Genomic DNA, 26,260 nt, shown 5'->3' on the forward strand with positions numbered 1-26,260 from the left:
CAGCTCGGGCACGGCCGCGAGCCGGGCGGTGGCCAGGAACACCTCCGTCCCGGTGCGCCCGAAGTAGAGGCCGGGCGGCAGGACGGCGGCCGGCATGACGCGTGCCGTCCAGCGGGCCAGGTCGGCGGCGACGTCCTTGCTCTCGGTGTGGTGCAGCAGCTCCATCCCGAGGCCGGCCGAGCCGGCGTAGACGTTGGTGACCGGCGGGGTGCCGCGCCGGGCGTCGTCCGGGCCTTCCATGAGGTTCTCGGCGAAGCGGGAACACTCCCGTACGGTGTGCTCCAGCACCCGCGACAGCAGCTCACCGGTGTAACGGACGGACCTCGCCGCCGGCCCGGGACGCCCGGTGAGCTGCCCGTGGAGCTGCCCGGTGAGCCGCCCGGCGCGCAGGTCGGCGGCCGCGGCGGCGCGTGTGTCCGCATCCGGGCTCATCAGCCGTGGCACCAGCCCGACGACTCCCGTCGTGACGCCGGGGAAGATGCGTTCCAGGCACATGAGCGTGCGCTCGGCGTTGGCGGCGGGGTCGGGGTCGATCATGAGCGGGTTCATGCCGGTGCAGGCGAAGAAGAGCGTGGCGCCCAGCGAGAAGTAGTCGTCGGCGGGTTCGGAGTCGCGGCCGGTGTGCTGGTCGGGCACGCTGTAGCCGCGGGTCCAGCCGGGCAGTTGCAGGCCGTCGTACCTGCTGTTGCCGAAGTCGATCAGGGTGCAGCCGCCGTCGTCGCCGAGGACGACGTTCTTGGGCGACAGGTCGCGGACCACGACGCCGCGCGCGTGCACGGCGTCGAGCACGGCCAGCAGCCGCGCGGCGAGCGCGCCGAGATCGCGTGTGGCGCTCCCGTCGGCGAACAGGCCGTTCTCACCGACGTAGCGGTTGAGGTCGAGGCTGCCCGCGTCGGTCATGGCCAGGAACTCGTCCTCGCCGTGCCGGAAGTGGTCGAGCGGTGCCGGCACGCCTTCCAGCCCGCGCAGCGCGCCGAGCACGCGCAGCTCGTTGCGCAGGTACATGCGCAGGTCCCAGCCTTCGGTGTTCTCACCGACGTACGCACGCGCCTCCTTGACGATGACGGGGCGGCCGTCCGGGGCGGTGGCGCGGTAGACGTTGCCGCGCGGGCCGCGCACGACTCCCGAGGTGATCCGGTAGCGGTTGCCGATCAGGCGAGCGGGCTCCGCTGGCCGGTCGCGGGAGGACTCTCCGGGCTGGTCGCGGGAGGGAGCGCGGAACGGGTCGGTGGCCCAGGGCGGGCAGGAGAACTCCGGGCCGGCGGCGCCGGGCACCCGTTCGCCGTCCGGGCCGACCACGACGAGCTCGAAGTCGCCGTTCTCGTCGACGCGGTACTGGGGAGCGAAGGGCGCGTACCTGTAGTAGACGGGGGCGTCGGCGCGTACGCGCCGGTCGCTGACGATGCGCGGGGCGGCCAGCCCGGCCAGTGCGTCGGCGAGGGCGTGCCCGAGCGCGACCACCCGGTCCTGGGCAGGGTAGGCGGTGATGGCCTTGCCGACCGCACCCGCGTCGAGGTCACCGGAGTTGAGCTCCCTGAGCGTGTCCGGAGACCGGGCGACCTTGAAATCGCAGCCGTGGGCCAGCAGCACCGGCAGCGCGCGTGCGAGGGTCTCCCCGAGCGTGCCCGGACGGGCCGACACGTGGATCTTCCACCCCTGTGCCGGCATGCCGCCTGCGGGATCGTGCACGCTGATCCAGGTTTCGTCCTGGTGAACGTCGCGGCCGTGCGCGGCGGCGAACTCGGCCAGGACGTCCGGCACATTGACAACGGCGGACGCGCTCATATCTCTCACCCCGGTAACCGGCTCGAACTGAGGTCGACCCAAAGAAATTCGGCCTTTTCCGGCCACGGTGAACGTGCGGTTCCGCATTACCGCGGATCCGCACGCCGGTTACCGAGGGGTCACACGATGGAAGGGCAGCAGGGGAAGCTGCTGCACACCGTGCGCTTGCAGGTGTTGACGCAGGCCTGAGGGCCGTGCAGGAGCTTGGCCAGCTCACCGTCGAAGTCGACGTCGAGGTCCTCGAACTCCAGCACACCGGCGTCGCGGGGCTCCAGAGCCAGTACCGACATGAAGTCTCCTTCCCTGACCGCTGTGAGCGGTCGTAGCAGGTACGGGCATGGCACGTGCACACGATGGGTGCCGTGACCGCTGCCCTGACCATGACTCACGATGAGAGTCACGGCCAAACGGAGGCATTATGAGCATGTCTGCTCTGATATGTCCATAAGCATGCAGCAATGCGTTGTAACAGTGCGAATTGTGTTTGCGGCGCACCTTTACAGGCCCGCAAGGCTGACCTAGATTGACGGGATGATCTGCCCTATTTCGTATGCGGTATGAGGTTTTGGGGAAAAACGCGGCGTAAGGCCTCCGGCCCGCCGATGGGGGACCGGTTGGGGCTGGCGGCGGCGTACTGGGAGAGCCGCGACGAGGAGCTGCTGACCGCGAGCCTCGGCAAGATCGCTCGCCGCCTGCCGTTCCTGGTCGGCTCCGCCCTGCGGCTGGCATGGCAGGCCGCCCCCTTCGACACGGTGGTCGCCCTGGCGGGCAACGTCCTGGCCGGCGTGTTCACCGTCTACGGGCTGGTGGCGACCTCGGACGTGCTCGCCTCGCTGTTCACCGGCGGCCCCACTCCCGAGCGGGTACGGGCCGCGCTGCCCGCCCTGGTCCTCGTGGCCGTCGCGACGGGGCTGCGGGGTGCGCTGCTCGCCGCCGCCGGCTGGGCGCAGGCCCGGCTCAAGCCGCAGGTCGAACGGCTCGCGGAGACCCGGCTGTTCGAGCTGACGACCCGGGTGGAACTGGCCGCGTTCGACGACGACGACTTCCACAACGCGATGCGCCGCGCCCGCGACAGCGGGGTGCCCGACACCGCGACGGTCGTGGAGACCACCGTGTCCGCGCTGACCGGAACGGTCGGCGTGGTGGCGGCGACGGCCGCGCTGGGGTTCCTGCACCCGGCGCTCATGCCGCTGCTGCTGGTCACCGCCGTGCCCGCGGGCTGGGCCGCGATTCGCACCGCCCGGCTCGGCTACCAGGCCTTCTACCGGTTGTCGGTCGCGCGGCGGCGCAAGTTCATGCTCTCCGACCTGATGGCCGAGCGGCAGCCCGCCGCCGAGGTGCGCACGTTCGCGCTGCGCGACTTCCTCCTCGGCGAATACGCCAAGGTGGCGGACCTGGAACAGGACGTTCAGCTCGACGTCGCACGCAGCCGCACCATGGTGAAGGCCGGCGGCGACCTGCTGACCGGCGCGGCCACCCTCGCTGTCTACGGCGCGCTGGCCTGGCTGCTGGCCGCCGGCGTCATCCCGCTCGCCGTCGCGGGCACGGCCGTGCTCGCCCTCAGAACGGGCCAGTCCTCGCTGGCCGGGCTGGTCCAGACGCTGAACCGCCTGTACGAGGCGGGCCTGTACTTCGGCGACTACCTGACCTTCCGCGAGGAGGCCGAGACCCGCACGGTGCCCGCGCCCGCCCTGACCCCATCGGGACTCACCCGCCTGGCCGCCGACGGGGTGACCTTCGCCTACCCCGGGGCCGACCGGCCCGCGCTGCGCGAGGTGAGCGTGACCGTCGCGCGTGGCGAGGTCATCGCGCTGGTCGGCGAGAACGGTTCGGGCAAGACCACGCTGGCCAAGCTGCTGGCGGGGCTGTACCGGCCGCAGTCCGGCACGATCCGCTGGGACGGCCGCGACCTGGCCGGCCTGGATCTGCGCCGGATGGTCTCGGTGATCGCCCAGGACCACACCCGCTGGCCGCTGACCGTCCGCGAGAACATCCTCATGGGCCGCCCCCTGGAGGAGGAGCGGCTGGCCGCGGCCGCCGCCGCGGCGGGGGCGGACGAGGTGGTGTCGACGCTCTCGCTCGGCTACGACGCGCTGCTCGACCGCCGGTTCCGCGGCGGCCACGACCTGTCGGGCGGGCAGTGGCAGCGCATCGCGGTGGCGCGGGGCTTCTACCACGACGCCGAGCTGGTGATCTTCGATGAGCCGACCTCGGCCATGGACGCCCGCGCCGAGCACGCCCTGTTCGAGCGCATCCGGCTGCACGCCGACGGCCGGGCCGTCGTCCTGATCACGCACCGGCTGGCCAGCGTCCGCTACGCCGACCGGATCTACGTCCTGGACCGGGGACGGGTGGCCGAGCAGGGCACGCACGCCGAGCTGATGGCGCTCGACGGGCTCTACGCCGACCTGTACGGCCTGCAGTCCGCCGCCTACCAGCACGACGGGAAGGCGGCGCGACCCCAGGAGGCGGTGCGGTGATCCACGACGGTGTGGCGACGTCGGGCGGTGCAGTGGTCGGGGACGGTGTGGCGACGCAGGTCAGCGGTGCGGTAGTGCCGGACGGTGTGGCCGCAGTGCTCGGAGCCGCGTACCAGGACGCCCTGTCGCCGGGATCGGCCGTCTGCGCCGCCGCGTCCCTGGGCCTTGTCGTGGTGTTGCTGGCCGCCGCGCTGAGCAAGGCCCGGGACGTGCGCGCCTTCGCCCGCGACATCGCCGGCTACCGCCTGCTGTCCGGCCGGCTCGCCACGGCCGCCGCACCCGGCGTGATCGCGGCGGAGGTGGTCACGGCTGCGTTGCTGGGCTTCCCCGGAACCCGGCGCTGGGGCGGGGTGCTGGCCGCGCTGCTGTTCACCACGTTCCTGACCGCGATCGGCTCGGCGCTAGGACGCCGGCTCGACGTCGCGTGCGGCTGTTTCGGTGGCGCGGCAGACCGGGTGAGCGTGCGCACGCTGGTGCGCACAGGGCTGCTGCTGGTCCTCGCCCTGATGGCGGTGCTCGCGGGGGACGCGCCGTTCGAGCCCGTGCACGTGCTGCTGGCGCCCCTGCTCACGGCGGCGGCGCTGCTGGCGCCGGCGCTCCTGCCGGCCCGGATCTCCTCCCCGGCCCTCCCGCCGGGACCGCGCCCGGGTGAGCCCTTCATCCTGTCCGGCCGGCAGGCCGGGCCCCGTCCGGAACCGGTCCTGTACGCGCTGATCTCTCCCGCCTGCGGGTTGTGCACCGGCGTCCTCCCGGCCCTGACCGACGCCGCCCGGCGGATGAACGTGGTGCTGGTCACCGCCGCTGACGCGGAAGAGGCCCGCCCCTATCTGGCTGGACACGGAGTGGACCTGCCGCTGGTCGTCGATGCGGGAGTCTTCGAGGCGAACGGCATCCCGTGGCCGCCCTACGCGGTGGTCACCGGACGGGACGGGCGCGTCCTGGCCGCGGGCGGCGTTCCCGCTCCCGCCGACGTGGCTTCCTTGCTCGCCCGGGCGTAGGTGAAGTCGGCCGGCGGGGGAGCAAGACGGACGCGCCGACCCGCGGTGGCCGGCACTCCCGAAGAGCGCCGGCGGCTACGCGCCCGCCGGCGGGTGGCCATGGGGACCTGAGAGTCATCCCGGGGAAGACGCGGACATCAGGCCGAGGTCTGACAACGGGCATGGTGCACCTCCTTGCGAGTTACTTTTGGTCACCGATGTACTCTTCGATAACCGGTAACAGCAACGTGACCTGGTCACTTTCGGGACACGGAGGAGGCGGGAGCCCCATGTCGCACCAGGCCGAGGCGGACAGGGTGCTGCGTTCCCTGGGCAGGGCGTGCCTTGATCACGACCCGGACGTCCTGCGGTCCGTGCTGGACCGGGTCGGCGACAAGTGGAGCCTGATCCTCATCGGGCTGCTCGACAGCGGGCCGATGCGCTTCACCGGGTTGCTGCGGACGGCGCCCGGCATCTCCCGCCGCATGCTGACGCTGACGCTGCGCAATCTGGAGCGGGACGGGCTGGTCAAGCGCGTGGTCTTTCCGGAGATCCCGCCCCGGGTCGAGTACGAGGTCACCCCGTTCGGGCGCACCCTGTCCGAACCCGTCCTGGCGATCGCCCGGTGGGCGGCCGACAACCAGGACACGCTCCGCGCCAACCGCCGCGCCTTCGACCAGGCCGCCGGCCACGAGCCCGACGATCTCGACTGAGACCTCGCCGGACCTGACCTTCCGTGCAGCCGTCTTGCTGGTCGATCCGTACAACGATTTCCTGTCGGAGGGCGGCAAGATCTGGCCGCGCGTGCAGCCCGTTGCCGAGCAGGTCGGCCTGCTGGACCATCTGCGTTCCGTGGTCACCACCGCCCGGGAGGCGGGCATCCGTGTGATGATCGTGCCGCACCGCCGCTGGGAACCCGGAGACTACGAGACGTGGGACCATCCCAATCCCACCCAGCGCGGCATCATGGAGCGGCACAGCTTCGCCCGCGGCACCTGGGGCGGGGAGTTCCACCCCGACTTCCAGCCGCGCCCCGGCGACATCGTGATCCAGGAGCACTGGGCACAGAGCGGGTTCGCCAACACCGACCTCGACTTCCAGCTCAAGCAGCACGGCATCACCCACGTCGTGCTGGTCGGCCCTGACACCGACTCGGCCCGGTGGCGCGGGGACGGCAGTCCCCCGCGGCGATCCGGGAGACGTGATGCTGAAGGATGCGGTGTCGGGTGACATCCAAGCCGGCCTTTGATCATGGCGTGCCCTCATGTTGCGTTCACCGGCTGGGCGCGACTGTATGGGGGGTATCGGCCATGGGACATCAGCGCATTTCTCGCCCATGGCCCGGAAACGGAGGAAGATGGCCGCCGGACCTCTGTCAGGCGGCGGCGGTCTCGAAGGGGCGGAGGTGCGTCAGTCGTGATGCCGCTCTCCATACGGCTCGTTCCCGTCGGGGACACCACCCTGGTGATCGTCCTGGCCGGAGAACTCGACGTGACCACGCGGCCCATCCTGGCCGCTCCTCTTGCCCCGATCGCGCAGACCCTCGTCGTCTACGTGGTCGTCGCCGCCGCGGAGCTGTCGTTCTGCGACCTGAGCGGGCTCGACCAACTCGCTCGCACGCACCGCGCCCTGCGGGCCAAGGGCGGACACCTGGCCGTTGCCGAAGCCCAGCCGCCGCTGTGCCGGCTGATCGCCCTGCAGGCCGAGCACGACACCGCGCCCGCCATCGCCGCATACGCCAGCATGGCCGCGGCCCTGTCGGCCACGGATGTGGAGATCTGCCAGCTCGACGGCCCACCTGCCCCGCTGCCCCGGCACCTGCCCCGCGTCCGCGAGCTGCGCGGCGCCCGCGTCCCCAGCAGCGGTCGTCATCTCAGGTACTTGCACCGCCGCACGAGCTCTCAGGGCGACGGCTGCGGCGAGTGAGAACCCCGGCCGGGCTTGAGCCGGTTCGGCGGCAGTAAGGGACGGTTCGTCTGCGGTCGCGGACGAACTCCAGCCGCACGGGATCTCGACCGGATCGACGCCCGCTCACCGGCCACGCGCTGCGGCGACAACCGCCGGCACGATGACCAGCGCCAGGATGCCGCCGCCGATGGCAAGAAGGGGATAGCCCGCAACGGCGACGACGAGGCCCGAGGCCATGCCGCCGGCGGCGCCGGCGATGGAGATGGAGACGTCCACCAAGCCCTGGGTTCTGGCGCGGCCGGCCAGCGGGACGGCATCGGTGATGATCGCGGTGCCGGTGACGAGACCGAGGTTCCACCCCAGCCCCAGCAGCGCGAGGGCCACCGCGAACGCGGCGACGGAGTCGTCGGGGGCGCCGGCGGCGACGATTCCGGCGGCCAGGAGGGTCAGTCCGGAGGCGGCGGCCATTGGCAGGCGGCCGTAGCGGTCGGCGAGCCAGCCGGTCAGGGGCGAGGGCAGGTACATCGCGCCGATGTGGACGGCGATGATGAGGCCGGAGGCGGCGGTGCCGTGGCCGTGGTCGTGCATGTGGACGGGTGTCATGGTCATGAGCGCGACCATGACGAACTGGGTGAGCACCATGATCAGCGCACCGACCGGCACGCCGGGGCGAGGCCTTTCGACCGCCGGACGCGACCGGCCGTCGGCATCGCCGGGCTGGGCGCGCGGCGCAACGGCGAGTTCGGGCTCCAGGGCGCGGGCCAGCAGCAGCGGATCGGGGCGCAGCCAGACGGCCAGGACCGCGGCGGCCATCGCGTAGGCGGCGCCGGCCAGAAGGAACGGCCCGGCCAGGTAGGGGATGCCGAGGCTCTGTGCGAGGTCGCCGGTGGGTGCGGCGAGGTTGGGGCCGAGCACGCCGCCCAGGGTGGTGGCGACCAGCACGGTGGACACGGCGCGGGCTCGGCGTGCGGGGGTGGCCAGATCGGCTCCGGCGTAGCGGGCCAGCAGGTTGGTGGCCGTGCCTGCGCCGTACACGAACAGCGCGAGGAACAGCAGGACGGGGTTGCCGGCGACGGCGGCGGCGATGACGCCGGCGCTGCCGACGGCACCGGCCAGGTACCCGGCGGCAAGGCCGGGGCGGCGGCCGCGGGACTGAGAAAGGCGCCCGACGGCGACGGCCGCCAGCGCGGAACCGGCGGTACCCACGGCACTGGGCAGGCCGGCGAGGCTGGTGGAGCTGAGCATGTCCTGCGCGAGCAGGGCGCCGACGGTCACGCCGGCCGCCAATCCGACGCCGCTGAGGACTTGGGCGGCGACCAGGACGATCAAGGCGCGGCGCTGCGCCTGAAGGCGCGGGCCGTCCCCGATCCGGGCAGGCACGTTCATCGTCACGAGGGAGTTCTTTCGAGAGGGGTGACCCGGGGCCGGCCGCCGCCGGTGGCGCGGTTCCGACAGGTCAGGCCGGCGGGAGCCGACGTGGCGGGGCCCGGCGAAGAAGCGGCGGCGCATCGCCCCCGGCGCGCGCCCGGGGCCATCAGCCCCGGTCGCCCAGGTCCAGGCGGTCGGCCAGCCCGGCCTCGGTGAAGGCGGCCACCAGCTCGTCACGGCCCTCGGTGAAGTGGGCCCAGCTGTCGTAGTGGACGGGAACCACCCGGCGGGCGCCGAGGATCCTGGCGGCCTCGGCAGCCTGCGCGCTGTCGATGACGATCAGCTCGCCGCCGAACAGGACGGGGAATCGGGGGGCTCCGGCGAACAGGATGGCGGTGTCCACGGGGCCGAATCGGCCGGCGATCTGCTTGACCAGGTCGAGCGAGGCGTTGTCGCCGCTGACGTACACCGTGGGCAGGCCCTCCCCGGTCAGGACGAATCCGACGACTTGACCGGTGATCGGTTCGACCTCCTCGCGCGGGCCGGGCCCGTGAATGGCGGGCACGCCCGTGACGGTGATCGTGCCGCCGCCGGGGCGGTCCAGCTCGATCGGCTCCCAGTCGGCCAGCCCTCGGGCCCCGTCCCCCAGGCGCTGACCGCCCCCAGGCGTGGTGAGCGTGAGCGTGACGTCGGCGAGCAGCGCCCGGCCGGAGTGGTCGAGGTTGTCGGGGTGCTCGTCGTGGGAGAGCAGGACCACGTCGACACGGCCGAGGTCGGCAGGTACGGCGGACGGGGGAGCCGTCTTGGTCAGGCTGCCGCCCGGTACGTGATAGTCGCCGGGAGCGTCGAAGGTCGGGTCGGTCAGGAACCGCAGGTCGCCGTACTCGAAAAGGGCGGTGGGGCCGCCGAAGACGCGGACGGGGAACTGCTCGGTGGCCGTGCTGAAGCGAGACATCCAGGCACCTCACGGATGAGAAACGGTTTATCCGTGATGAACGTAGCGGTGTCTCACGGACGAATGCAAGCCGTACCATGAGAGCCATGAGCGAGCCCTCCATCGCTGAGTCCGTGTTGCCGCCCGCGCCGGGGGCGGAGGACTACCTCGCCCTCGACTTCGTCAACAGCGCCATCGCGCTGCCAGGAGGGCAGTTCATCGACCTCCTCGGCACCCCGGAGACGACGAACCGCTGGCTCGCCGAACGCGGCCTCGCGCCGGCCGATGCCGGGGTGCAGGAGATGTGCACCACGCAGCTGCGCTCGCTGCGCGAGCACGTCAGGGCGTTGTTCGCCGCCCGCGTTGCCGGGCTGCCCGCCCTGCCCGCGGCTCTGTCCGCCGTCAACGTGGCGCTGAGCAAGGCCCCGACGGCTGCCCTGCTGCAGTGGGACGACAAGAGCGGCCCCTACCGCGCGGTGCCGTGCCCCACCGACGAGATCCTCGACCACGCCCTGGCGACCCTTGCGGCCAACACGGCCGACCTGCTCACCGGCCCCGACGCCGAGCGCCTCACCGCCTGCGGATCCTCCCCCTGCAACCGCTACCTGCTGCGTCACGGCCGCCGCCACTGGTGCTCCACCCGCTGCGGTGACCGCGCCCGCGCCGCCCGTGCCTACGCCCGACGCGCCCATGCGAAACCACGCTGACGGGCTCCGCGTCTCCTCGGCGTGAGCGGGCACGGCCGTGCCCACTCCCTGAAGGAAGCTGAAGGTCTCGCCCAGGAACACGGTGGCGCAGACGACGCCGACGACGGGAGGGATTCCCCGCCCGCTTCGGTACCCGGCTCATCCGGACGCAGGCCCGCCCAGCACGTGACCGGTCGTGTTGTCGATGCGGGCGGGCACGGGCTCGTGCCGGTCGCCGACCGTCGGGGTGCCGGTCGGTTCGAACATCAGGATCGCGGCGCCGGCCTGCGAGGACGGTTTGTGCTCGACGCCGCGCGGCACCACGAACACCGAGCCCGCCGGCAGGGTGACGGTCCGCTCCCCGCCCTCCTCGCGCAGGGCGATGCGCAGCTCGCCGTCGAGGACGAGGAAGAACTCGTCGGTGTCGTCGTGGGCATGCCAGATGTGCTCGCCCGCCACCTTGGCGATGCGGACGTCGTAGTCGTTGACGCGGGTGACGATCCTGGGGCTCCAGAGGGCGTCGAAGGCGCTCAGAGCGGTCGTCAGATTGATGGATTCGCTGGTCACCGGCCTATCGTCGAGGTTGGCGGGCGGCCGGCGCGAGTGCTAGGAATTGCACATGTCGCATCGATCCTCGCATCGCGTGGTGGTGATCGCCGATGAGGGCTCCAACCCCTTCGAGCTGGGCGTGGCCACCGAGCTGTTCGGCCTGCGCCGCCCGGAGCTCGGCCGCCCCTGGTACGACCTGACGATCTGCACCCCGCGCCCGGACGTACGCATGCACGGCGGCATGTTCACCCTGTCGGGCACCGCCGGCCTGGAGGCGGTGGACGGAGCCGACACCGTGATCGCGCCCAACCGCCCCGACCCCGAGATCCACCCTTCCCCGCCCGTGGTCGAGGCCATCCGGCGAGCGGCAGCGCGAGGCACACGGCTGGTGAGCTTCTGCACGGGAGCGTTCACGCTCGCGGCGGCCGGCGTGCTCGACGGACGCCCGGCCGCCACCCACTGGCGCTGGGCGGAGCTGTTCGCCGCCCGCTACCCGTCGGTGCTGCTGCGCCCGGACGTCCTGTTCGTGGACGACGGCGACGTGCTGACGGCCGCGGGCAGCGCGGCAGCCCTGGATCTGGGCCTGCACCTGATCCGCCGCGACCACGGCGCCGAGGTGGCCAACTCCGTCAGCCGCCGCCTGGTCTTCGCCGCCCACCGCGACGGCGGCCAGCGCCAGTTCATCGAGCGCCCGGTGCCGGCCGTGCGCGACACCTCGCTCGCGCCCGTGCTCGCCTGGGCCCAGCAGCACCTGGACCGGCCGCTCACCGTCGCCGACCTGGCCGCGCGGGCGGCGACCAGCCAGGCCACCCTGCACCGCCGCTTCCAGGCCGAGCTCGGCACCACGCCGCTGGCCTGGCTGACCGCCGAGCGGGTCGCGCTGGCCTGCCGGCTCATCGAGCGCGGCGAACTGCGGCTGGACACGGTCGCGCACGCCAGCGGCCTGGGCACGGCCGCGAACCTGCGCACCCAGCTACGGCGCAGGACGGACCTGACCCCCACCGCCTACCGCCGCCGCTTCGGCAGCGGCGAGCCGGTCACACCTTGACGATCATCCGGCTGCAGGTGGCCGTGACCCCGTGCTCGCGGACCGAGCCGAGAGCGCCAGCAGGGCGACGGCCGGCGTGTCGAGTCGTTCCACGTGCCGGAACGGCGGTGGAACGCCCTACTGACGAGGGCTCCATCGCAGGAGCCGGAAGTAGGAGAAGAGGCCGATGAACCTCAGACGCGTGTTCGGCGTGATTGCGGGCACGGCGCTGGCCGCGGCCGTTGTGGCGGGGCTGCCCCAGCCCGCCTCGGCGGCAGCGGCGGCACTGCCCTTCGCGACCCCGACCACCTGCACGTTCAAGACATTCAACACCGGGAACTTCCTCACGGCGGTCGGCGGTGGGGGACGTACGACCGACGTCATCCACTCGGACGCGACCGTGGCCCGGTCCTGGGAGCGGTTCACCCTGGTCGACGCGGGTGACGGCGTTCACTTCGGCATCAAGACCCGGACCGGGCACTTCCTCACCGCAGTCGGCGGGGGCAACCGGACCACGGACGTCGTCCACTCGGACGCGACCGTCCTGCAGGCCTGGGAGAAGTTCGCGCTGATCCGTCAGGGCGGGGACGGGTTCGCCATCCGGACCGTCGACGGCCACTACCTCACCGCCGTCGGCGGGGGCGGCCGGATCACCGACGTCGTCCACAGCAACGCGACCCTGATCCAGTCGTGGGAGATCTTCCGCGTCCAGTGCGGCCTCACGGCCGTGCCGGACGTGCAGAGCTTCGACGACGCGAGCGCTCGGCAGGCGATCGTGGCGGCCGGTCTGACGGTCGGGGCGGTCACGTTCGACAACACCTGCAGGGACGTGTTCGGAACCGTACTGTCCTCGACCCCCGGCGCCGGTACGACGGTGGTACGGGGATCGGCGGTGAACCTCAGGGAGTCCAGCGGGGTGAACGGCCAGGGCCGGCCCTGCGTGTTCCCATGATGTCCGTCATCGATTGATCGCCTGCGGGGCGGGCCGGGACGAAGACTGGCGTCCCGGCCTGTTCTGCGAGCGCGCCGAGCGCCGGCACATCGCCGCCACCGAGCTCGCCTCCATGGACAGCTTCCCTGCGTGGTTCAGGCGAGGTCGAGGCGGGTCAGTTCCCGGCGTGACCGGATGCCGAGCTTGCGGTAGGCCCGATACAGGTGATGCTCGACCGTGCGCGGGCTGAGGAACAGGTGCGCGGCGATCTCCCGGCTGGTGCTCCCGTCCTTGGCCAGGCGCACGACCTGGAGTTCCTGGGGCGTGAGCCGCTCCAGCGGGTCGGCGGCCGCCGGCCGGGCGGGCAGGACGGACTCTCCTGTCGCCTTCAGCTCCGCCTCCGCCCGCGCCCGCCACGGCGCGGCCCGCAACCGTTCGAAGGTCTGCAGCGCCGCCCGCAGCGGGGCGCGGGCATCGGCGCGGCGCCCGGACCGGCGCAGCCACTCGCCGTACACCAGCTCGGTGCGCGCCTGCTCGAAAGGCCGGTCCGCGCGCCGGTGCGCGGCCAGAGCGCGCAGATAGTCGTCCTCGTCGTCACTCAGCAGCCCGCGGCAGCGGGCGCTGACCGCCTCGGCCCACGGCTGTTTCCCGGCGTGCGCCCAGGCTTCCAGGCGGCGCAGGGGCTCCTCGGCCCGTTCGGGCTCGCCCAGCCGTACGGCCGCCTCGACCTGCTCGGCTCCGGCCGTGACCAGCACCGTCAGGTGGCGCAGCGGTCCTCGCGCCGCGGCCTCGAGCCGCTCCAGCACCTGGCCGTAGCGTCCGAGCCCCAGGTCGAGCAGGCAGAGTGCGGCCAGGCCGGTCATGCCGCCGGCGTCCGGGTGGTCGCTGGCGAGCCGGACGCAGCGTTGCTCGTCGCCCTCGATCGCCGCCACTCTGGCCAGCACCGAGTGCAGCCGCGGCACCCGCTGGTGCATCCCGGTGTCGCGGGCCAGCTGGACGGCCTCCTCGATGGACGCCTCGGCGTCACGGTGCCTGCCGGCCTGAACCTGCACTCCGGCCAGATCCTGCAGCAGCTGCGGCAGCGCCCCGACCAGGCTCTGCCGGCGGAACCGGGTCACCTCGGCGCCCGCCAGGGCGGCGGCCGCGTCGTCGTCGGCCATGACCATCGCACAGAAGACGGCCCACTGCATGGTGGCGCCCTCCGGCTGCGTGTCCGGCGCCTGGCCGGTGACGTGAGCCAGGGTGTGCGGCGCCTGGCCGGTGACGTGCGGCAGCGTGTGCGGCGCCTGGCCGGTGACGTGCGGCAGGGTGTGCGCGACGAACTGTCCCAGGAGCGGCAGGCCGCGCGCGTAGTCGTCGTCGACCAGGTGCGCCAGCCCCTGGATCATCGGATCCTGCGCGCCGACGGCGGTCAGCCGTGCCGCCGCGCTCCGGATCACCTCCGCTTCGCCGAACAACCAGGCGTACCCGGCCGCGGTGCGCAGCATGGGCACGACCCGCACCGGATCGGCGGCGGCGCAACGTTCCAGCAGAAGGCGGGCGGCCGGCCGCCCCGCTCCCCGCTCGAACTCCACGGCCGCTCGTATCTCGGTCAGCGTGGCGAGGGACACCGGATCGTCCAGCAGCTCCTCGGCCTGGCCGACGAGCCCGGCGGCGTGGTCGGCGTGCCCGGACGAGAGCGCCAGCGCCGCCGCCCGGCCCAGCCGGGCAGCCCGGTCGCGCGGGTGCGGGGTGAAGAGCGCGGCCTGTTCCCACAGCCCGGCGGCGGCGGCGAAGGCGGTCCGGCCGCGAGCTCGTTCGGCGGCGCGCGTCAACTCCACCGCGAGGTCCTCGTCAGGCGAGGTCGTCGCCGCGGCCCGGTGCCGGATCCGGCAGTCGTCGTCGGTGGCCGCGCCCGCCAGCGCCCGGTGCACGGCGATCCGCCGCGCCAGCGGCGCGCTCTGGTAGGCGGCGGTGCGGATCAGGGGATGGCGGAAGGCGATGGCCGCGGCACTCACCTCGACCAGGCCGGCCTTCTCGGCCTCCTCCAGGTCTTCCGGCCCGACTCCGAGCGCGTCCGCGGCGCTCAGCAGCATCGGCAGGTCGCCGCGGCCCTCGGCGGCGGCCATCAGCATCATGAGGCGGGTCCTGTCGGGCAGCAGGGCGATGCGCGAGCGGAAGGACGCGAGCACCCGGTCGGCGATCGGGACAGGGCCGGCCGCCGCGTGGTAGCGCCTGCGTTCGCCGGAGAACTCGATCAGCGCCAGCGGGTTCCCCTCGGACTCGGCGATCACCTGCTCCCGCGCCGCGGGGGTGAGGCCCCGGTGGGTCAGAACGCGTTCCGCGTCCTGCTGCGACAGCCTCGATGGACGGATCTCTGGCAGACCGGGGGCGGCGAACCCCTCCTCCCGCGCGGCGAACAGCAGCGCCACCCGTTCCTGCGTCAGCCGCCGGGCGGCGAACAGCAGCGCGTCGGCGGTGGCGTGGTCGAGCCAGTGCGCGTCGTCGACCAGGCAGAGCACCGGCCCGTCGTCGGCGAGCTGGGCCAGCAGCATCATCACGGCCAGCCCGGACAGGAACCTGTCCTGCCCGGCCGCGCCGCCCGAGCCGAGCACCGCGCGCAGGGCGTCGGCCTGTGTCGCGGGCAGAGCTTCGAGGCGGTCCTTGACCGGCCAGAGCAGCTGGACGAGCCCGGCGAAGGCAAGATCCGCCTCCGTCTCGATGCCGGCGACCCGCAGGACGCGCACGCCGCTGCCGGTGCAGTGCTCGGCGGCCCAGTCCAGCAACGCCGATTTGCCGATCCCGGGCTCGCCGCGCAGGACGAGGCCGCCGCTGCGGCCGGCACGCGCGGCTTCCACGAGGTCCTCGATCGCGGCCTGCTCGCTCGCCCTGCCGTACAGCAACCGACCATGCCTTTCGTCAGGGGGATACGTACCGCAGCCATCCGGGACACGTACGCGATCTCAGTAGTTCAGTACCGAAACCTTACCGATTCGGCCCGTAAAGACCCATTCATAGCCTCGTAGCGCGAAGACGATCCCGTAACGAGGAGGATGATCGTGAACGAGCTTCTCACGCCGGTGACCGCCGGCGAGCTGGCTCTTCCCAACCGCCTGATCATGGCGCCCATGACGCGCAGCCGGGCCCGCGGCGGGCTCGTCGGTGAGCTGACCGCCGAGTACTACGCCCAACGCGCCGGCGCCGGGCTGATCATCACCGAGGGCACCCAGCCCTGCGTGATCGGCCAGGGCTACATCGACACCCCCGGCCTGCACACGCCGGAGCAGGTGACGGCCTGGCGGCTGGTCACGGACGCGGTGCACCGGCGAGGCGGCCGCATCGCCGTCCAGATCATGCACTCCGGGCGCATCGGCCACCCCTGCCTGTACCCGGCGGGCGAGCTTCCCCTCGCTCCGTCGGCGATCTGCTCCGGAGAGCGGCTCTACACCCCCGAAGGGCTGCTGGACCACCCGACGCCGCGGGAGATGACGCTCGCCGACATCGACCAGGCCATCGAGGATTTCGCGTCCGCGGCCCGGCTGGCGATGGACGCCGGCTTCGACGCGGTCGAGCTGCACGGCGCCAGCGGCTATCTGATCCACCAGTTCCTGTCGGACAACACCAACCGGCGCACCGACGCCTACGGCGGTTCGGTGGCCGGGCGCCTCAGGTTCGCCATGGAGGTCGTGCAGGCCGTGACCGACGCGATCGGGCCAGGCCGCACCGGCCTCCGGATCTCGCCCGGCATCACCTACAACGGCATGAACGAGAGCGACACGGAGATCCTCTACATGGAGCTGGCCTGCGCGCTCGCGCCGCACGACCTGGCGTACGTGCACGTCTCGGAGAACGACACCCGCGAGGTGACCAAGCTCATCCGCGAGCTGTGGCAGGGCCCGCTCATCCTCAACCCGCACCCGTGGAGCGGCGAGGAGCCGGCGAATCCCGCGGACGGTATCGACGCACTGCGCTCCGGCCTGGCCGACGCGATCTCCTTCGGCCGGCTGTGGCTGGCCAACCCCGACCTGCCCGCCAGGATCGCGGCGGGCGGGCCGTACAGCGAGGCCGACCCGAGCACCTTTTACGGCGGCGACCATCGCGGCTACACCGACTACCCGGTGCTGCCCGCCGACGGGGCGGACAGATGAGCAGCTCGTCCCGCACCCCCTCCACCACCCGCGCCGGCACCACGGATCGCGGGATCCCGGCGGCCTGGCTGGCGCTGCTGGCGGGGCCGCTCTCCTTCGGGATCGCCGGGCCCAGCCTCATCCTGCCGGACGCCGCCCGCGACCTCGGCCTGACGTTGAGCGCCGTGACCTGGATCGTCACCGCCTTCGGCTGGGCCATCGCGATCGGCACCCCCTTGATGGCGAGCCTGCACAGCCACCAGGGCATCCGCCGGGCCTTGCTCACCTGTGCCGCGCTGATCGCCCTGGGCGCGGTGCTCGTGGTGAGCGTGCCCACGCTGCCGTCGCTCGTGCTCGGCAGCGCTGCTCAAGGGCTCGGCACCGCCGGATTCACCACGATCGCCATGAGCCTCACCCGCTCGGCGCGCTCCATGGGACTCGTCACGGCCTCGCTGGCGACCGTCGGCTCCGCCGCACCGCTGATCGCCGACCTGGCCGCACAGCTGCTGTCCTGGCAGGCGGCCCTGGTGTTGCCCGCGCTGAGCCTGCTCGCCGTCCCGGGCGTGCTGCGCCACCGGCCGGACGGCCCCGCGCCGCAGGCACCCTTCGACCCGGTGGGCGCGGTGCTGCTGACGGCACTGGTCACCGCGCTGGTGTTCGTGCCCCACTCATGGCCGGTGGCGGGTGCCGCCGCCGTGGCCGGTGGTGGGCTGCTGGTGCTGCACCTGCGCTCCAGGCCCGACGGGTTCGTGCCCGTGTCGATCGTCCGCGCTCCGGTGTTCCTGCTGGCGTCCGGACTGGCGTTCCTGCTGGCCGCGACCAACTTCGGCATGATCTATCTGCTGCCCGCCCTGCTCACCGAGCAGGCGAACTGGACCAGCGGCCAGGTGGGAGCCGCCATCCTGTGGCCGCTGATGTTCGGCGGGCTGGCGTCCTACGGGATGATCGCCGTCACCGCGAAGGCCCCGGTGAAGAGCGTCGCCGTGCTCTTCCCCGGGCTGGCGGCGGCAGGCGTGGGGCTGGCTTGCCTCAGCACCTGGCCGGCTGTCCTGCTCATCGCCCAGGCCCTCACCTCGCTCGCCGCCGCCTCCGGGCAAGGGGCGTTCGCGGCACGCGCCGCCGCCGCGGTGCCCGACGGCGCCAGATCGACGGCCATGGGCCAGTTCAACCTCTGCTATCTGCTCGGCGCCGCGTTCGGCCCGGCCATCGCCGCCGCACTCGCCGGCTGACCCGGCCAGTCCCCCTCCCGCGGCCGGTGCGCCAGGATGCCGCCCGCGCCCGAGCCGCCCGCCGGGGCGCCGCCCACCGCCTGAACAGGTGGCCGAATCATCAGGAAATACCCGGCTTCTGGACGTCCGTATGCTGCCCACTGATCACTCTTCATCGGTACGGGACGGATCGACTGAGCGGGGGAAGCGTTGGGACGGCGTGAGCGGCCACTGGATCCGGCGGACGGGCCCGTCGCCCGGTTCGCCTTCGAGCTGCGCAAGCTCCGGCAGGAGGCGGGCGGCCCCACCTACCGGGTGATGGCCGGACGGGCCCACTACTCCCCGGCGACGCTCGCCCAGGCCGCCGCCGGGGACCGGCTGCCCTCGCTGGCCGTCGCCGAGGCGTACGCCGAGGCCTGCGGGGGAGACGTCGAGGAGTGGCGGCGGCGCTGGCGGGAGGCCGGCCGGGAGGCCCGGGAGGAGGCCGCCGCCGCGGACGACTCCGCGGCACCGTACCTGGGGCTGACCCGGTTCGAGACCGAGGACAGCGACCTGTTCTTCGGGCGCGCGGCCCTCGTCGAGCGGCTGGCCGCCCTGGTCCGCGAGCACCGCCTCGTCATGCTGGTGGGCCCGTCGGGCAGCGGCAAGTCGTCACTGCTGCGCGCCGGCCTGGTGCCGTGGCTGCGGCAGGCCGCCCGGCCCGGCGAGCGGCCTGCTTCGATCCGCGTGCTGACGCCCGGCGCCGAGCCGGAGTTCCCCGGCCGGACGCACGACGTGGTCATCGTGGACCAGTTCGAGGAGCTCTTCACGCTGTGCGCCGACCCGGCGCGGCGGGCCCGCTTCATCGACGCGCTGCTGGCCGGGGACGGCGGCCGGGTCGTGCTGGCCGTACGGGCCGACTTCTTCGGGCGCTGCGCCGAGCACCGGGAGCTGGCCGAGGCCGTCCGGGACGCGACCACGCTGATGAGCCCGATGAGCCCCGCCGAGCTACGAGAGGCGATCACCGGGCCGGCCGCCAAGGCGGGCCTGGTCGTGGAGCGCGAGCTGACCGCCAGGATCGTCGGCGAGGTGGCGGGCGAGCCCGGCGGCCTGCCGCTGATGTCGCACGCCCTGCTGGAGACCTGGCGCCGCCGTCACGGCCGGGTCCTGACCACGGCCGCCTACGAGGACGCCGGCGGCATCCGGACCGCCATCGCGCGCACCTCCGAGGAGCTCTACACCGGCCTCACCGCCGACCAGCGTGAGCGCCTGCGCCCTCTGCTGCTGCGGCTGGTCACCCCCGGCCACGGAGCCCAGGACACCCGCCGGCCGGTGGATCGGGCCGAGTTGCTGACCGGCGACGACGACACCGAGCCACTGCTGGAACGGCTGGCCCAGGCCAGGCTGATCACCCTCGACGGCGAACGCGTGGACCTGGCGCACGAGGCGCTGCTGACCGCCTGGCCGCGGCTGCGCGGCTGGATCGAGGAGGACCGCGAACGGATCCGCCAGCAGCGCCTGCTCACCGAGGCCGCTCGCGCCTGGCACGACCACGACCGCGACCCGGGCGGCCTGTATCGCGGGGCCCGCCTGTCGATCGCCGCCGAGCAGTTCGCCTCCTTCGACGGCCTGACCCCCTTGGAGCGGGAGTTCCTCACCGCGGGTCTGGCCGCCCGGGACCGCGAGCGGCGCCGGCGCCGCCGCCGTACCGGGGCGGTCTCGGGGTTGCTCGTCCTGACGCTGGTCGCCGCCCTGCTGGCCTGGCAGCAGAGCCGTACCAGCCTGGTGCAGCAACGCGAGACCGCGGCCCGCCGCGCCGTCGGCGTGGCCGAGAGCCTGCGCGAGGCCGACCCGGTCACGGCCATGCGGCTCGCCCTCGCCGCCTGGCACCTGGCCGACCTGCCCGAGACCCGCTCGGCTCTGCTGGCCGCCGCCGGCCAGCGCACCCAGGACGTCTTCACCGACCCCGACGGCAGCGCCGGCACCACCCGCCACCTCAGCGCCGACGGCCGCACCCTGCTCAGCGTCGGCGCCGACCAGGTCACGCTCTGGGATCTGGAGACCCACCGCCGCACCGCGTCCATGCCCGGCCTGCGCACCGACCGGTCCGAGGCCGGGGTACGCCGAGGCGACGCCTGGCAGGTCCCCCTGGAACGGGACGGCGAGATGACGCTGTGGGACCTGCGCGCCGGCCGCCCCGCCACGACCACCCTCGGCCCCGTCACCGGCGGCGTCGAGATGGGGCCGAGCGGCCGCAGCCTGATCACCTACGAAACCGGCCGTTCCCGCCGCCGCGTCCAGGTACGCGACGTCCGCGACGGGCGGCGGCTCATCGAGGTCAGTGTTCCCCGCACCGCGGCGGCCGAGCCGGGCGAGGCCACCTGGGAGCCGGGAGCGGCGCACGTCCGACGCCACGAGGAGGAGCGCAACATGCCGCCGTTCATCGACGCCTCCCTCAGCCCCGACGACCGCGTCCTGGCCGTGTGCGTGCCCGGCCTGCCGCTCCAGCTCTGGGACGTCGGGACCGGCCGCAGGATGCACACGCCCTGGGCCCCTGCCGTCACCATGCGGCAGTGCCAGTACGAGCACGTCAGTTTCACCCCCGACAGCCGGCGACTGGCCCTCATCACCGACGACCGCGTCCGCCTGTGGGACCTCGCCTCCGGGACGGAGCAGGCCGCCGTCCGCCATCCGGGGATCAAGGAGATCGGCTTCAGCGCGGACGGCGCCTTCCTGGTCGCCGCCGACGCGACCGACATCCTGCTCTGGCGGCTCGCCGGCCCCGGCTTCCTGGTGCTGCGTCACTCCCTGTCCGGCCAGTACGCCATGGACCTGCGCGTGGACCCGCAGGCGAACTGGATCCGCTACCTGTCCGGCTCCGGCCGCGCCTGGCCGACGACCGTCCGCACCCTGAACCTGGGCAGCGCGGTGACCTCCGGCTGGCGGCCTCAGGCCGCGCACGAGGCCGCCTTCAGCCCCGACGGCACCACGCTCGCGCTCGCCTACACCGACGAGAAGGCGGGTACCGTCCGGTTCCGGCTGCACGACCGGCACTCCGGGCAGCCCCTCGCCGACCTGCCGGACGTGCCCTGCCCGGCATCGGGCTCGCCGGAACGCTGCTCGGCCCTGCTGGCCTTCAGCTCCGACGGGCGGCTGCTCGCCTTCGGCGCCTCCCCGCCCGGTGTGGAATCGCCGGACCCACGCGTGTCCCTGTGGGAGGTCTCGCGCGGGCGTACGACGGACACGCTGCCGCTGCGGACGCAGGACATCCGGAACGTGGAGGCGATCGCCTTCGCCGCGGGCGACCGGTCGCTGCTGATCGCCGAACAGCCCACGCTGGGCTCCCTGCGGCTCTGGGACCTCGACCGGCGGGTCGCCACCAGGACGCTGGCCGGCACCAGCGCGCACCGGATCGCCCTCAGCCCCGACCGGCGGCTGCTCGTCACCTCGCAGGGAGAGGTCGTGGACCTGCCCTCGGTCACCAAGGCCACCGGCCGGCACGGCCCCGGCGAGACGACCGCGCTGGCCTTCAGCCCCGACGGCCGCCACCTCGCCGCCGGCGACGACACCGGCGCCACCGTGCTGTGGGACGGCCGCGTCCAGCGGCGCCTGGGCGTGCTGACGCCGCCGGGCACGACCGTCCACGACTACGGCAAGCTCGTGACGGCGCTGGCCTTCTCGCCCGACGGCACGATGCTGGCCGCAGGCAGCGGCGACGGCTCGCTGCAACTGTGGGACGTCGCCTCCCGCGAGCCGATCGGCTCACCGCTGCCCGCCGGAGGCGACATCATCCTCGCGCTGGCCTTCGGCCCCGACGGCCGGACGCTGTACGCCGCGAGCGGGCACGTCCCCCTCCAGAAGTACGAGCTCAGCCCCGACGCCGGCGCGGCCACCCTGTGCCGTCGCGCCGGCGGCGGCCTGCCGGCGCAGGAGTGGAAGAGGCACTTCCCCGACCACCCCTACCGGCAGACCTGCCCACCGCGGAAGGGAGCGTGAGCCGTGCCGCTCCCCGGGCGGGTCACTCGATCCAGCTGCCGTCCGCGCAGGCGCTCTTGGTCACCCACTGGTGGGAGGAGATCTTGTTGTTGATGGTCGGGCCGGTGGTCAGGTAGTCGTCGGAGAGGTTGTCGGCGTAGAGCTCGTCGGGGGCGAGGCAGCCGTAGCCGTACCTGTGGTCCTGGTGGGTGTAGTCGTAGAAGGCGACGTACCTGAGCTGCTCGTTGGTGAAACCGTTGTTCATCAGGGACGAGGCCTTGTTGGTGTCGCTTCCCTTGAACGCGCCGACGTTGTCGCCCCAGTCCAGGTCATTGCCGTCGTCCGCGCCGAGCGGGTCCTCACAGTGGGTGCTGCCGAACGCGCGGACCTTCCCGTCCCGGTGCGCCTGCCCGTTCTTGGTGGGGACGTCGAACCAGACGGCGTCGCAGTTGGCCGCCTGCTTGCGGGTGGCGTCCGCCGAGGCGGCGGGGGCGGCCGCCAGCGCGGCCGCGACGGTGATCGCGGCCAGGCCGAGGGCGGACATGGTCGTGGTGATCCTGTGCATGGTGACTCTCCTTCTGCCTGCCCCGTGGCAGGCGTCATGGGGCGCGCGCGCCGGTCGCGTCGCGCGGATGGTCCTCGGTCAGGACCCGGTGATCCGCCTGGCCTGGTCGAGCGCCCGGAACTCGAGGCGGTGGTGCAGCGCCAGGTCTTCGGCGTAGGGCCGGGCCGCCTCGGCGCGGTAGTGGTCCTCCAGCGCGCGGGCGGTGGCCAGCAACGGGGTCCGCCGGGCGCAGGTGGCCTCGGCGACCGCGAGCCGTACCTCGAAGGAGTGGGCCTCGTCCGGGCCCAGGTCCTTGGTGAGGCGGGGCAGCCTGGCCCGGATCTCGGGCGGGTCGGCGTAGCGGTGCCCCCGCGCCGCCATGCACCGCCGCCAGGCGGCCAGCGCGGTGGTGAAGCGGGTGTCGCGCATGATGGCGGGCACGTAGAGCGGCCGCAAGTTGGTGGCGACCTTGTCGGCGCGGAACCAGGTCGCGCGATCCCCGTAGAGCGCCTCGTTGGCGGTGGCGGTGCAGCCGCCCATCACGCTGGTGACGGTGCCGCCGGTGGGCAGCTTGACCGAGACCCGGCTCCTGTCAGGGCCGCCGTCCAGCGCGCGGTCGTAACGCTGCCGATCGGCGGGGGAGAGGGTCGCGTAGTAGGCGACGTTCGGGTTGCGCTGCTTGGCGGCCAGCCACCTATCCCTGATGCGCGTGCCGTACCCGTGCTCGCGGGCCCAGGCGACGTCGGCCAGCACGTACCCGGTGCCCTGCCGTTCCTCGACGGTGGGGGGTGTGGCGGTGTGGTAGCGGAAGCCGTGGCGCCGCATGCACTGCCGCGTCAGGACGTCCTCCGCCCGTTCCAGCAGGATCCGTTCGGTGTCCGTCAGCTCCCTGTCCGGGACCGGCACCCGCGCCGGCCCGCCGCCCGCGGCGGCCGAAAGGAGCAGCAGGACGCCGGCCCCCGTCCCGCGCCAGAACCTCACACTCACACAACCCTCCGCCGGGGATCTCGGGCAACGGCACGGGTCCCCGCACCGGCCGATCGTTCGTCGCGTCACCCAGCTTCCGGGGCGGGGAAATTGTCCGGTACCCCCCTTTGACCACCGCAGACAATGCTCCGGCGGCCTGGAAAGCGACCGGGCGGACTCCTCGGCAAGGAGTCCGCCCGGTCCATCGGCGGTGGGAAGCCGGGAGCGACGCCCCGTCAGCGGCCGACGGAGCGGGCGTCCCGGTGGGGCGAGAACCGGCTCGGCGCAGACGCGTCACCGGTGTGGCTGGTGCGGTCGCGGACGGCACCGCCCGGGGCAGGCTCCCGCCGGCCAAGCGTGGGGAGGCCGCCGGGCAGGGGCGGCTGTACGGCGACGTACCGCCGAGGCGTTCGGGATCTCAGGGTTCGCGCGCCTGGCCACCGGAGGGGATCAGCGGCGAGGCCGCGCGCGGGTCACGTGCGCGGCCTCGCTCCGGCGGCATCAGGAGACGGTCAGGTAGAACGCGGTCTCCGCGGGCAACCGGTAGCCCGCCTGGCTGTAGACGGCGATCGTGCGGTCGGCCGCGCTGTCGTGCAGGTCGTGCCGGACGCAGGCGCGGGCGCCGAGCTCCACCGCCAGCGAGCGCGGGCGGTCGTAGCGGCCGATGGGCGTGACATGGATGGCCACGTCGTCGTCCAGGTCGACGTGCTGGTTCACGATGACGCAGTAGACGCCCCGGGACGGGTGCCAGACGTCTTCGACGTGCTTGCTCTCGGTCACCGACCCGTCCGCCTCGATCATCGCGGAGGCCTGGGCGAACGGAGTCTCTGCGGACGCGGCCACCGGTGCGAGGAGCGTGGCGGACGCCACGGCGGCGGCGCCGAGCGTCCCGGTGGCGAATCGCCTGATGGTGTTCATATCGGTTGTGTGTCCTTTCGGGCCGAGTTAGGAGACCAGCAGGTCGAAGCCGCTGTCCGCGAGGCGCCCGGTGTGGGTGCTGTAGACGTTGATGGTGATGGTGTTGTCCTCCTCGCAGGTGAGCGACGGGTGACGGTAGGCGATGTGCGGCAGGCGCAGCGCGTGGCGCGGGGTGAGCTGGATCAGCGAGCTGCGCGCGTCGATGTAGTGGGCGAGCTGGACGCAGTACCGGCCGGTGCTCGCCCGCCAGGCCTTGACGACGTTCTTGCTCTCGTTGAGCGAACCGTCCGCGTCGATGATCGCCGCGGCCCGCGCGTACGGGGCTTTGAGGTCCGCGTGCGCGGCCGGGCCGGCGATGGTGGCGAGACCTGCGGCGGCGAGCGTGAGGCAGCCCATGAGAGTACGACGAAGCATGAGGAATCCCCCTTTGTTGCGGCCCGAAGTGAAGCCACAACGAAACGTAAGTTCGCGGAGGCCGCCGGGCCGCTCGCCACCCCGTATCGTCCGATCAAGGATTCTTGCCCTGTCGCACGTAAACCTGTGGCCCTTCCGACGCGTCCAGCCCACCCACACGCGCCGGAGGCGGCCCTTCTGCGACGCCGCGGTGGGTGACGTGTTATTTACTCAGGCCTGGATGGGGCGCCGGTAGGGCGTCGTCGTCCCCGTTGCCGGACGGCGGCGCCGGGGCCGGCACCGGCTTCCAGGACGAGGAAGGGGAGCCGGCGTTCGGCCGCGTGGGCGGCGGCGGCCAGCCCCACAGGGCCGGCGCCGATCACGACGATGGGCAGGTCGCTGGTCATCAGGTGTCACAGACCGTAGCCGGCCAGGGCTCCGCCGGCGTACGCGGCGATGGGGGCGGTGACGTGCTGGGCGTCGCGGTGGACGCCGCGCAGGGTGTTGGAGGCGAACGAGCGCTGGAACTCCACCCCGACGTAGCCGAGTCCGAGGTGGGTGGTGGAGATGCCGCCGTCGTGCAGGGGTATGCCGTCCTCGCTGAGCGCGCCGAGCGGGCGCAGGTAGCCGAGGTCGGGACGGTAGCCGGTGGCGAAGATGACCGTGTCGACGTGCTCGCGCTCGCCGTCGGACCACACGATCCGGTCGCCGTCGAAGGCGGTGAAGACGGGGCGGCGGTCCATCCGGCCGTCGGCCAGGGCGGCGGCGTAGTCGCCGGTGTCCAGGACCAGGGTGCCGCCGCCGGCGCGGGCGGTGATCCGGGCCAGCCAGTGCGGCGGCAGGTCGTCGAAGCCGGTGGTGGTGTGCCAGTGGTGCACGTCCTTGCCGCCGATGAACTGCGGCATGAACGCGACCGGGTGGCGGGTGGCCAGGGTGACGGTGGCCACCTCGGCGAGCTCGTAGCCGACCTGCACGGCGGAGTTGCCGCCGCCGACGATGACCACGCGCTGGCCCGTGTAGTGCTTGGGGTTGCGGTAGCCGGCCACGTGCAGCACCTGACCGGCGAAGGTCTCCTGGCCGGGGAACTCGGGCAGGTACGGGTTGCCGAACGAGCCGCTGGCCGCCACCACCCCCATGGTGCGCAGGGTGTCGCCGTCGGCGGTGTGGACGAGGAAGCCGCCCGCGCCGTCACCCTCGACCGCGCTCACCCGGGTGCGGGTGCGGATCTCGACGTCCAGGCGGTCGGCGTAGCGCTGCAGGTGGTCGACGACCTCGTCCCGGCCCGGGTAGTGGTCGGGGTCGCCGGGGAACTCCTGGCCGCCGAGGGTGCTGTAGCGGGCGGGGGAGAACAGGGTGAGGCTGTCGTAGTAGCCGGCCCAGGAGCCGGTGGGCCGTTCGCCCGCTTCAAGGATGACGGGCCGGAGCCCGGCGGCGCTCAGGCAGTGCGCGGCGGCGAGGCCGGACTGGCCTCCGCCGATGACGATGGTGTCCATGCCGCCGCATCATATCCTCATATCCAGAAATCA

General features: G+C 73.1%; 22 protein-coding genes and 1 pseudogene. 11 read left to right on the forward strand and 12 right to left on the reverse strand.

What is annotated here, in order from left to right; all coding sequences use genetic code 11:
• Positions 1-1,785: pseudogene (locus AB0I79_RS33310) on the reverse strand (serine/threonine protein kinase); the annotation flags it as partial.
• 119 nt (positions 1,786-1,904) lie between these two features.
• The gene (locus tag AB0I79_RS33315) at positions 1,905-2,075 is read right to left on the reverse strand and encodes a hypothetical protein (protein ID WP_357881541.1); all 171 of its coding nucleotides are present in this window, start codon (positions 2,073-2,075) and stop codon (positions 1,905-1,907) included.
• 312 nt (positions 2,076-2,387) lie between these two features.
• Between AB0I79_RS33315 and AB0I79_RS33320 the strand changes: the two genes are divergently transcribed.
• The 5 genes from AB0I79_RS33320 (at position 2,388) to AB0I79_RS33340 (ending at position 7,168) form a co-directional block, all read left to right on the forward strand.
• Positions 2,388-4,265 (forward strand): ABC transporter ATP-binding protein, encoded by a 1,878-nt coding sequence (locus tag AB0I79_RS33320; RefSeq protein WP_357881544.1) that lies wholly within the window; start codon positions 2,388-2,390, stop codon positions 4,263-4,265.
• Positions 4,262-5,263, forward strand: a complete 1,002-nt coding sequence (locus AB0I79_RS33325) for a MauE/DoxX family redox-associated membrane protein (RefSeq protein WP_357881547.1) — start codon at positions 4,262-4,264, stop codon at positions 5,261-5,263. Before AB0I79_RS33320 ends, AB0I79_RS33325 begins: the two co-directional genes overlap by 4 nt.
• Positions 5,264-5,532: 269 nt before the next feature.
• Positions 5,533-5,955, forward strand: coding sequence for a helix-turn-helix domain-containing protein (locus AB0I79_RS33330; protein WP_357881550.1), 423 nt, complete (start codon positions 5,533-5,535; stop codon positions 5,953-5,955).
• A gap of 34 nt (positions 5,956-5,989) precedes the next feature.
• On the forward strand, positions 5,990-6,472 hold the full coding sequence (locus AB0I79_RS33335; RefSeq protein WP_357881553.1) for an isochorismatase family cysteine hydrolase: 483 nt from the start codon (positions 5,990-5,992) through the stop codon (positions 6,470-6,472).
• A 189-nt stretch (positions 6,473-6,661) separates the two neighbouring features.
• Entirely contained in the window at positions 6,662-7,168 is a 507-nt protein-coding gene (locus AB0I79_RS33340; protein ID WP_357881556.1) for an STAS domain-containing protein, read from the forward strand.
• A gap of 105 nt (positions 7,169-7,273) precedes the next feature.
• Here AB0I79_RS33340 and AB0I79_RS33345 read toward each other — a convergent pair whose 3' ends face one another.
• Both AB0I79_RS33345 and AB0I79_RS33350 read right to left on the reverse strand, forming a co-directional pair.
• Complete coding sequence (locus AB0I79_RS33345; RefSeq protein WP_357881915.1) at positions 7,274-8,536, reverse strand: MFS transporter; 1,263 nt, start codon at positions 8,534-8,536, stop codon at positions 7,274-7,276.
• Between the two features lie 148 nt (positions 8,537-8,684).
• Complete coding sequence (locus AB0I79_RS33350; protein WP_357881559.1) at positions 8,685-9,473, reverse strand: MBL fold metallo-hydrolase; 789 nt, start codon at positions 9,471-9,473, stop codon at positions 8,685-8,687.
• Positions 9,474-9,559: 86 nt separating this feature from the next.
• Between AB0I79_RS33350 and AB0I79_RS33355 the strand changes: the two genes are divergently transcribed.
• Positions 9,560-10,159: an ABATE domain-containing protein gene (locus AB0I79_RS33355; protein WP_357881562.1), complete on the forward strand. Its 600-nt coding sequence runs from the start codon at positions 9,560-9,562 to the stop codon at positions 10,157-10,159.
• A gap of 138 nt (positions 10,160-10,297) precedes the next feature.
• On the opposite strand, the gene AB0I79_RS33360 is transcribed toward AB0I79_RS33355, so the two are convergent.
• The gene (locus tag AB0I79_RS33360) at positions 10,298-10,705 is read right to left on the reverse strand and encodes a cupin domain-containing protein (protein WP_357881565.1); all 408 of its coding nucleotides are present in this window, start codon (positions 10,703-10,705) and stop codon (positions 10,298-10,300) included.
• Between the two features lie 52 nt (positions 10,706-10,757).
• Between AB0I79_RS33360 and AB0I79_RS33365 the strand changes: the two genes are divergently transcribed.
• On the forward strand, positions 10,758-11,735 hold the full coding sequence (locus AB0I79_RS33365; RefSeq protein WP_357881568.1) for a helix-turn-helix domain-containing protein: 978 nt from the start codon (positions 10,758-10,760) through the stop codon (positions 11,733-11,735).
• 166 nt (positions 11,736-11,901) lie between these two features.
• Positions 11,902-12,666, forward strand: a complete 765-nt coding sequence (locus AB0I79_RS33370) for a PASTA domain-containing protein (protein WP_357881570.1) — start codon at positions 11,902-11,904, stop codon at positions 12,664-12,666.
• A gap of 134 nt (positions 12,667-12,800) precedes the next feature.
• Here the strand turns inward: AB0I79_RS33370 and AB0I79_RS33375 are convergent, their stop codons facing one another.
• Positions 12,801-15,527 carry an AAA family ATPase gene (locus AB0I79_RS33375; protein WP_357881573.1) on the reverse strand — a complete coding sequence of 909 codons (2,727 nt, stop codon included), beginning with the start codon at positions 15,525-15,527 and terminating at the stop codon, positions 12,801-12,803.
• 150 nt (positions 15,528-15,677) lie between these two features.
• Here AB0I79_RS33375 and AB0I79_RS33380 point away from each other — a divergent pair, with 150 nt between their 5' ends.
• The 3 genes from AB0I79_RS33380 (at position 15,678) to AB0I79_RS33390 (ending at position 21,934) form a co-directional block, all read left to right on the forward strand.
• Positions 15,678-16,772, forward strand: a complete 1,095-nt coding sequence (locus AB0I79_RS33380) for an alkene reductase (RefSeq protein WP_357881576.1) — start codon at positions 15,678-15,680, stop codon at positions 16,770-16,772.
• Positions 16,769-17,980 (forward strand): MFS transporter, encoded by a 1,212-nt coding sequence (locus tag AB0I79_RS33385; protein WP_357881579.1) that lies wholly within the window; start codon positions 16,769-16,771, stop codon positions 17,978-17,980. The genes AB0I79_RS33380 and AB0I79_RS33385 overlap by 4 nt, the downstream gene beginning before the upstream one ends.
• A 189-nt stretch (positions 17,981-18,169) precedes the next feature.
• A complete protein-coding gene (locus tag AB0I79_RS33390; protein WP_357881582.1) occupies positions 18,170-21,934 on the forward strand; it encodes a hypothetical protein in 3,765 nt (1,254 codons plus the stop codon).
• 22 nt (positions 21,935-21,956) lie between these two features.
• On the opposite strand, the gene AB0I79_RS33395 is transcribed toward AB0I79_RS33390, so the two are convergent.
• The 6 genes from AB0I79_RS33395 to AB0I79_RS33420 form a co-directional block, all read right to left on the reverse strand.
• Entirely contained in the window at positions 21,957-22,478 is a 522-nt protein-coding gene (locus AB0I79_RS33395) for a hypothetical protein (protein WP_357881585.1), read from the reverse strand.
• A gap of 78 nt (positions 22,479-22,556) precedes the next feature.
• Entirely contained in the window at positions 22,557-23,444 is an 888-nt protein-coding gene (locus AB0I79_RS33400; RefSeq protein ID WP_357881588.1) for a hypothetical protein, read from the reverse strand.
• Positions 23,445-23,924: 480 nt separating this feature from the next.
• Positions 23,925-24,341 (reverse strand): hypothetical protein, encoded by a 417-nt coding sequence (locus AB0I79_RS33405; protein ID WP_357881591.1) that lies wholly within the window; start codon positions 24,339-24,341, stop codon positions 23,925-23,927.
• A gap of 27 nt (positions 24,342-24,368) precedes the next feature.
• Positions 24,369-24,755: a hypothetical protein gene (locus tag AB0I79_RS33410; protein ID WP_357881594.1), complete on the reverse strand. Its 387-nt coding sequence runs from the start codon at positions 24,753-24,755 to the stop codon at positions 24,369-24,371.
• 206 nt (positions 24,756-24,961) lie between these two features.
• The gene (locus AB0I79_RS33415; protein ID WP_357881597.1) at positions 24,962-25,141 is read right to left on the reverse strand and encodes an FAD-dependent oxidoreductase; all 180 of its coding nucleotides are present in this window, start codon (positions 25,139-25,141) and stop codon (positions 24,962-24,964) included.
• 6 nt (positions 25,142-25,147) lie between these two features.
• Positions 25,148-26,227 (reverse strand): NAD(P)/FAD-dependent oxidoreductase, encoded by a 1,080-nt coding sequence (locus AB0I79_RS33420; protein WP_357881600.1) that lies wholly within the window; start codon positions 26,225-26,227, stop codon positions 25,148-25,150.
• Positions 26,228-26,260 lie beyond the last annotated feature (33 nt).

The organism is Nonomuraea sp. NPDC050202, from assembly GCF_040656115.1.
Classification (GTDB): domain Bacteria; phylum Actinomycetota; class Actinomycetes; order Streptosporangiales; family Streptosporangiaceae; genus Nonomuraea.

Coding starts and splice junctions, on each gene's coding strand:
- AB0I79_RS33315 (WP_357881541.1), bottom strand. CDS start 2,075: ATGTCGGTACTGGCTCTGGAGCCCCGCGACGCCGGTGTGCTGGAGTTC.
- AB0I79_RS33320 (WP_357881544.1), top strand. CDS start 2,388: ATGGGGGACCGGTTGGGGCTGGCGGCGGCGTACTGGGAGAGCCGCGAC.
- AB0I79_RS33330 (WP_357881550.1), top strand. CDS start 5,533: ATGTCGCACCAGGCCGAGGCGGACAGGGTGCTGCGTTCCCTGGGCAGG.
- AB0I79_RS33340 (WP_357881556.1), top strand. CDS start 6,662: ATGCCGCTCTCCATACGGCTCGTTCCCGTCGGGGACACCACCCTGGTG.
- AB0I79_RS33345 (WP_357881915.1), bottom strand. CDS start 8,536: ATGAACGTGCCTGCCCGGATCGGGGACGGCCCGCGCCTTCAGGCGCAG.
- AB0I79_RS33350 (WP_357881559.1), bottom strand. CDS start 9,473: ATGTCTCGCTTCAGCACGGCCACCGAGCAGTTCCCCGTCCGCGTCTTC.
- AB0I79_RS33355 (WP_357881562.1), top strand. CDS start 9,560: ATGAGCGAGCCCTCCATCGCTGAGTCCGTGTTGCCGCCCGCGCCGGGG.
- AB0I79_RS33365 (WP_357881568.1), top strand. CDS start 10,758: ATGTCGCATCGATCCTCGCATCGCGTGGTGGTGATCGCCGATGAGGGC.
- AB0I79_RS33370 (WP_357881570.1), top strand. CDS start 11,902: ATGAACCTCAGACGCGTGTTCGGCGTGATTGCGGGCACGGCGCTGGCC.
- AB0I79_RS33380 (WP_357881576.1), top strand. CDS start 15,678: ATGATCGTGAACGAGCTTCTCACGCCGGTGACCGCCGGCGAGCTGGCT.
- AB0I79_RS33385 (WP_357881579.1), top strand. CDS start 16,769: ATGAGCAGCTCGTCCCGCACCCCCTCCACCACCCGCGCCGGCACCACG.
- AB0I79_RS33395 (WP_357881585.1), bottom strand. CDS start 22,478: ATGCACAGGATCACCACGACCATGTCCGCCCTCGGCCTGGCCGCGATC.
- AB0I79_RS33405 (WP_357881591.1), bottom strand. CDS start 24,341: ATGAACACCATCAGGCGATTCGCCACCGGGACGCTCGGCGCCGCCGCC.
- AB0I79_RS33410 (WP_357881594.1), bottom strand. CDS start 24,755: ATGCTTCGTCGTACTCTCATGGGCTGCCTCACGCTCGCCGCCGCAGGT.
- AB0I79_RS33415 (WP_357881597.1), bottom strand. CDS start 25,141: ATGACCAGCGACCTGCCCATCGTCGTGATCGGCGCCGGCCCTGTGGGG.
- AB0I79_RS33420 (WP_357881600.1), bottom strand. CDS start 26,227: ATGGACACCATCGTCATCGGCGGAGGCCAGTCCGGCCTCGCCGCCGCG.